We start from the raw sequence: 6,312 nt of genomic DNA on the forward strand, positions 1-6,312 counted from the left end.
AGCGGGTAAATGACATTGCGCTGTTTGCCGTTCGCGTCGTTCACCACCACGACACGCACATTCTTGAGCTTCTCCGGCGCGAGCACGTCCTTGTAAGGCGTCTCCTCGATCGACTTGCCCGCATACTTCGTCAGCATCGGCTTCGGATCGAAGCTCTCCATATGGCTCACGCCGCCGCGCATGAAGAGCCAGATCACGCGCTTCGCCCGCTGCGGCAACATCGGCAAACCGCTCGGCGGCTGCCAGCCTTCCTCGGCCTTCAGCATCGACGCGACCGCGATGCTCCCGAGTCCGCCGAGGATGTCGCGGCGGAGGAAAGGCGATGGCTGATGAGAAAAGTTCATCGCAGGGTGACGAAGTCGTTGTGATTGAGAAGTGCCTGCAAAAACAGGCTGCGGTTTTGTTTCAACGCTGCAAAGCCCTCCAAACTCGCCTGGCGCTCGCTTTCGGTGGGCGGACGGCCGAGCACGGTGAAGAAGGACTGTGTCACGAACGCATCGCCGTCGAGGCCACCAAGTTTCGCCGCCAGCGCGTCGGCGCATTCGCGACTGATCTTGCTGTTGGTGAGCGCGAGCGCCTGCTGCGGGACGACGCTTTCATTGCGGCGGTAGCATTCGAGGACGTTGCTGTTGTCGAACGTGGCGAGGAAGCGGTGCTCCTCGTTCGCATTCTGCACGAAGTAGAGCGAGCGGCGCGGACTGGTCTCGGCTTTGACCGGATCGATGCTCGGACCGCCCTGCGTCAGGTCGAGCTTCCCCGCGAGATGCAGCAGGCTGTCGCGCACGAGCTGGCTTTCCATGCGGCGAGGATTCATGCGCCAGTAGCTCGCGTTGTCCGGATCAGCGGCGAGCGTGGCCGGATCGGCCTCCGCATTCGACGAGCTGCGGCGATACACCTCGGAGAGCACCATGGCTCGATGCAGATGCTTCAGGCTCCAGCCGTTGTTCATGAAATCGACCGTCAATGAATCGAGGATGTCCTGATGCGGCGGCGCGGGCGAACGACGACCGAAGTCATCGACGTTGGCGACGATGGGCGCTCCAAAATGCCGCATCCACACCTGATTCACGAGCACACGTGCCGTGAGCGGATTGCGTTTGTCCGCCACCCATCTGGCAAAGGCGAGCCTGCGTCCGGTGCTGCTGTCGGGATAGGTTTGCACGGCGGCATTGGTGCTTTCCTCCGGCCCTTCCTGCGCCTTCAAACTCGCGGGCAGCGAAGTGTAAGTGTCACCGGGCGCTTCGACTTTCTTCTTCGCCTTTTCCAAGGCCTCACGCGCTGCTTTGATCTTCTTCGCGGCGTCTTTCGCCTTCGGATCTGCCTCGGCTTTGGCGAGATCGACTTCGGCCTGAGCGAGTTTGAATTTCGCATCGGCAGCGGCGGCGGTCTTGGCGAGCGCCTTGTCCTGTTTCGATTTTTCAGCGGCGAAGACAGCTCGAATCATCGCGGGTTTCGCAGCAGCAGCGGCGAGCTTCTTCTCAGCAAGTGTGACCGCGGCTTTCGCGTCGGCGAGCGGAATCGACTTGTCGGCTAACGGCTCGCGCATCACGACATCCACGGCGAGTTCGGCGAGCTTGAAGCTGTGAAACTCGACATCGGCGTCGAAGGCGCTCAGTGCCAAGGCGCCTTCATGACGGCCCTGCGGCAGTCGATACGCGAGAACCGGTTCGCCATTGATGCTGGCGTTGATCAGCTGGCCGCGCACGCGCAGATCCAGCGTGTAACGAACGTCCTGCGAGATCGCACGCGACACCGCGCCTGCCGGCGGATAGCTGGACTTGCCATCGCTTCCGATCGCGACCTGGATCTTCGATCCACCGTTCACGGCGCTCATGTAAACCATCACGTCGTCGCTGTCCGTGCTGTCGAAAACGATGCCGACGGACTTCCATTTCTGCCCGCCGCGAATGGTGAAGCTCAGGCTGGCTTCGAAGTCGGCAGGCGGCGCGGACTTGAGACGCATCACACGACGTTCCGCTCCGGTTTCATGCTGGCGCACGCCGCTGGCAGAGTATTTCCAGTCGCCCTTGATAATCTCCCACTGCGCAGGCTTCGCCGAGGTGAAATCATCGCTGACAATTACCCGGGCCGCTGACGTCTGATCCTTTGCAGGCTGGGGTGATTGGGCAAGTGCCTGCCGTGCCTGGTCGAGCGCTTTGCGCGCCACGGCGATGTCGCGTTCGGCGGCGTGGAGCTGGTCTTCAAGGACGAACGACAACAGCACCGGACGCGCGGCGGACGGCGGCAGTTTGACGGGCTTCGGCTGAAAGGCGGCGAACTCCAGCACCTGCGGGATGCCCGAGGTCATGGCCTTCGATTTGTCCTCGTTCTTCTCATCGCCACGCACATGTCGATACGTCGGCGCATCGAGATGCAGGTCGAAGACGCGCGGCAGGCCGTTCTTTTCGAAGTCGGTTTCGCCCTGCCACGGATCCAGGCGCACGTGCAACGGCTCGAAGATGGCGCGCATGCGGTAGTAGTCGGCCTGCTCGATGGGATCGTATTTGTGGTCGTGGCATTTCACGCACTGCATCGTCACGCCGAGGAAGGCCCGGCAGGTGTGCTCGATCGTGGCATCCAGCCAGGTGGTACGATTGAAGAGATAGTAACTGCGGGCCAGGAACCCGGTGGCGCGCAGGTTGTCGCGATCCTCGGGTGCGAGTTCATCCGCGGCGAGCATCTGCACGATCATCTGATCGTAGCCCTTGTCGGCATTCAGGGACTCCACGATCCAGTCGCGCCAGTGCCAAATGTGTTTCTGCGAATAGCGAAGCTGCGCGCCGAGCCCATACCAGTCGCAGTAGCGCCAGATGTCCATGAAGTGCCGCGCCCAACGCTCGCCGTATTGCGGCGTGCCGAGCAGATGATCCACCACGCGCTGACGCGCTGGCATCGACGTGTCCTTCAAAAAGGTCGCGATCTCCTCCGGCGTGGGCGGCAGGCCGATGAGATCGAGATAGACACGACGCAGCCAGATCTCTGGCGCGGCCTCGGGCTGCGGTTTGAGATGCTTCGCCGCGAGTCGCGCCGAAAGAAGCGCATCCATCGACTTGCCGGAGGATTTCGGCGGCTGATAGGCCCAATGCGCGCGCGGATCGGCCTCGGGCTGCTCATTCGCTGGCGCAGGCGCACCAGCTGCGATCCAGTCTTTGAGTTTCGCGACTTGTTCGGTGGTGAGCATCGAGCCCTCACCTTCCGGCGGCATGCGATCGTCCTTGTCGGTGGTGGTGACGCGTTCGAGCAGCAGCGCATGCTCGCCGGCGAGGATGTCGCCGCCATCGCCGCCCTTGCGCATGGCCGCCGTCGTATCGAGTCGCAGATCGGCCTTCTGCTTCAGAGCGCCGTGGCAGGTGTAGCAGCGCTCTTTGAGCAGCGGTTTGATGTCCTTCTCGTAATCCACCGCCAGCGCAGGCAAGGACGTGAACGCCAGCCACGCCACGAGCATGCCGCCACGAACATCGCGGGCGGGGCAAGAAAGTGGGACGATGGCAGGCTTCATCACAGGCTCGGAAATTACGTCGCTGGTGAACCGAGTCTTTTTGCTGTCCAAAAAGCGTTTCCCCAAGCCTTGAGGGCCTGCCATCCTCATTCAACCATGCGCGCACTCCTCCTTCTTCCGTTCGTCCTTTCTTCAGTCTTCGCCGGCGACGCCTCCATCATCGAAAAGACACCCGGACTCGTCGCCTTCTGGACTTTTGGCGAAGATGCCGGGCAAAAACGCGTCTCGCAGGGCACGAAGGAAGCGCATCCGCTCACCGAGGTGAACGGCCCCATCAAGCGCGTGGCAGGCGGTCCCTTCTCCGGCTACGCAGCCGACTTGAACGGCAGCCAGTATTTTGAGATCAAGCACAGCGAGACGGGCGATCTCAACATCGCCGGCAAAGACGCACAGGTGACGATGTTTGCCGTCGTGCGCATCGTGAACCTCAAGAAGAGCCGCACGATCGCAGGCATGTGGAGCGAGGGCAAAGGCGCGAACGACGACACCGGCACGCGCCAATACGCGATGCTCATGAACATGCCGACCTACGGTGGCCCGCGAAATCTGGTGCCACACATCAGCGCCGAGGGCGGTGTGACGATGCGCGCCGACGGCACGAAGTTCCCGTGGTGCGCCGACTACGCCGCGACGAAACTCGAAGTGCCGGAGGAGCAGTGGTGCACGCTCGCCTTCACCTACGATTCCCAATACATCCGCGCCTACATCAACGGCGTGCTCGACGAACGGAAGCTCGACGCCGTCAAAGACAAGCGCAACGACCCGTACTTCACCAAGGAAGGTCCCGACGGCAAAGACCGCGGCATGAACCCCTACTACCACGGCCGCGGCATCTTCAAATACGATCCGGCAATTCACGCGAAGACGAAGATCGCGCCATCCGACTTCACGGTGGGCGCACGCATGGCCGTCGGATCCATGACCGGAGAAGCGACCATCGGCCGATTCGGTGGGCTCGCGGTGTTCAATCGTGAGCTGAGCGATGAAGAGATCAAAAAGCTGCACGACGCGGCGGATGTGGCTTCGATTCGATGAGGCGATGCGTTTCCGCGCTTGGATAATGGTTGCGAGCTGGCTATGAATCAGCGCATGACCTGCCGACCACTCCTTGCCACGCTCGCCATTTTCTGCTTCGGCTTCGTTCGCGCGCAAACTGCCGTCCAGCTCGCTCCGCCGGCCATCCAGCGCGACGACAAGGGCGTGGTGACGCTCAAAAGTGAATCACCGGACACCACCATTCTTTACACACTCGACGGTGCGGACCCGATTGCGAAATCGAACCCGTATCTGGCGCCCATCGAACTCGCCTGCGGCGGTGATTTGAAGGCACGAACGTTTTCCGCCGACCGCAAGACGATGAGCGAGGTCGCGCAGACCACGTTCGAACCGCTTGCTGGGCACAAAGCGCTTCCCAGCACGGTGGTGCCGGTCACGCAGGATCGAAGCTGGCCGCAGTATGACTGGCAGAAGCGCTACGAGTTCACCAGCGCCGCCGTGAAGAAATCCAAGCCGCAGATCTTGTTCATTGGCGACTCCATCACGCACTTCTTCGGCGGGGAACAGTTCGACAAGTATGTGCTGCGAGGACAGCAGACCTGGGGTGAGTTCTATGCCCCGCGAAACGCCGGCAATCTCGGCTTTGGCTGGGACAAGACCGAAAACGTCCTCTGGCGGCTCCAGCACGGTTCGATCGACGGCATCTCGCCCAAACTCATCGTCATGATGATCGGCACCAACAACACCGGCACCTGCTCCGCGCCCGACATCGCCGCAGGGATCGAGGCCATCGTGCTCGAACTCGAAAAGCGTCTGCCGCAGTCAAAGATTCTGCTGCTTGGCATCTTCCCGCGTGGCGAGAAGCCGAACCCGCAGCGCGAAAAGATCGCCGAGATCAACCAGATCATTGCCAAGCTCGACGGCACGCACCACGTGACCTTCCTCGACATCGGCGCGAAATTCCTCACCCCTGACGGCCTCATCACGAAGGACATCATGCCCGACTTCCTCCACCCGAACGAAAAAGGCTACCGGATCTGGGCCGAGGCCATCGAGCCGACGGTGAAGAAGCTGATGGGGGAGTAGAATCGCCTGCGAATGCGGTGTGCGGTTCATTTTGCCGAAATGAAGGTGGCGAGATCGCGGTTCTCGCTAACGTTCACATCAGCGCATGCAGATGACGGTCTCCTTTTCCAAAGAAACCCACGCGGGCGAAACGCGTGCTGCAATAATTCCCGAACTGGTAGGCAAGCTCACAGCGCTGGGCGCGAAGATTGAGGTGGAGTCCGGACTGGGTGCAGGCTGTGGTCACAGCGACGCGGATTATGAAAAAGCGGGAGCAACGGTGCGAGCGGATCGCACGGCGATGCTCCAATCCGCCGACATCGTGGTGCAGGTGCGCAAGCCCTCACCCGATGACGTGGCCTTGATGCGCGAAGGCGCGGTGTGCATCGCGTTGCTCGATCCCTTTCAATCGCCTGATCTCATCCAAGCGCTGGCACAACGCGGCGTGAGCGCGATCAGTCTGGAGATGGTGCCGCGCAGCACGCGGGCGCAGAAGATGGATGTGCTGTCGTCGCAGGCGAGTCTGGCCGGTTACGCGGCGGTGATCGCAGCGGCGGAGCAGTCGGGGAAGATTTTTCCGATGATGATGACGCCCGCGGGCACGATCAAGCCGGTGAAGGTTTTCATCATCGGCGCGGGCGTGGCCGGTTTGCAGGCGATCGCGACGGCGAAACGCCTCGGTGCCAAGGTGGAGGCCTTCGACACACGGCCGGTGCTCGAGGAACAGGTGAAGTCACTCGGCGCCAAGTTTG

4 protein-coding genes and 1 pseudogene are annotated in these 6,312 nt (G+C 61.7%); 3 read left to right on the forward strand and 2 right to left on the reverse strand.

Annotated features, from left to right (window positions below; translation table 11 throughout):
- Together KDL09_RS22080 and KDL09_RS22085 are read right to left on the reverse strand one after the other, a co-directional pair.
- On the reverse strand, window positions 1-266 hold a 266-nt coding region (locus KDL09_RS22080; protein ID WP_345781104.1), incomplete at its 3' end, for a DUF1501 domain-containing protein.
- Window positions 267-340: 74 nt separating this feature from the next.
- Window positions 341-3,499, reverse strand: coding sequence for a PSD1 and planctomycete cytochrome C domain-containing protein (locus tag KDL09_RS22085; RefSeq protein WP_294390015.1), 3,159 nt, complete (start codon window positions 3,497-3,499; stop codon window positions 341-343).
- Window positions 3,500-3,595: 96 nt separating this feature from the next.
- Between KDL09_RS22085 and KDL09_RS22090 the strand changes: the two genes are divergently transcribed.
- The 3 genes and pseudogenes from KDL09_RS22090 to KDL09_RS22100 form a co-directional block, all read left to right on the forward strand.
- Window positions 3,596-4,534, forward strand: coding sequence for a hypothetical protein (locus tag KDL09_RS22090; protein ID WP_294390018.1), 939 nt, complete (start codon window positions 3,596-3,598; stop codon window positions 4,532-4,534).
- A 54-nt stretch (window positions 4,535-4,588) separates the two neighbouring features.
- The gene (locus KDL09_RS22095) at window positions 4,589-5,581 is read left to right on the forward strand and encodes a GDSL-type esterase/lipase family protein (RefSeq protein ID WP_294390021.1); all 993 of its coding nucleotides are present in this window, start codon (window positions 4,589-4,591) and stop codon (window positions 5,579-5,581) included.
- An 85-nt stretch (window positions 5,582-5,666) separates the two neighbouring features.
- Window positions 5,667-6,312 (forward strand): annotated as a pseudogene (locus KDL09_RS22100) (NAD(P)(+) transhydrogenase (Re/Si-specific) subunit alpha); the annotation flags it as partial.

Origin of the sequence: Prosthecobacter sp., assembly GCF_020439865.1 — a bacterium.
Taxonomy (GTDB): domain Bacteria; phylum Verrucomicrobiota; class Verrucomicrobiia; order Verrucomicrobiales; family Verrucomicrobiaceae; genus Prosthecobacter.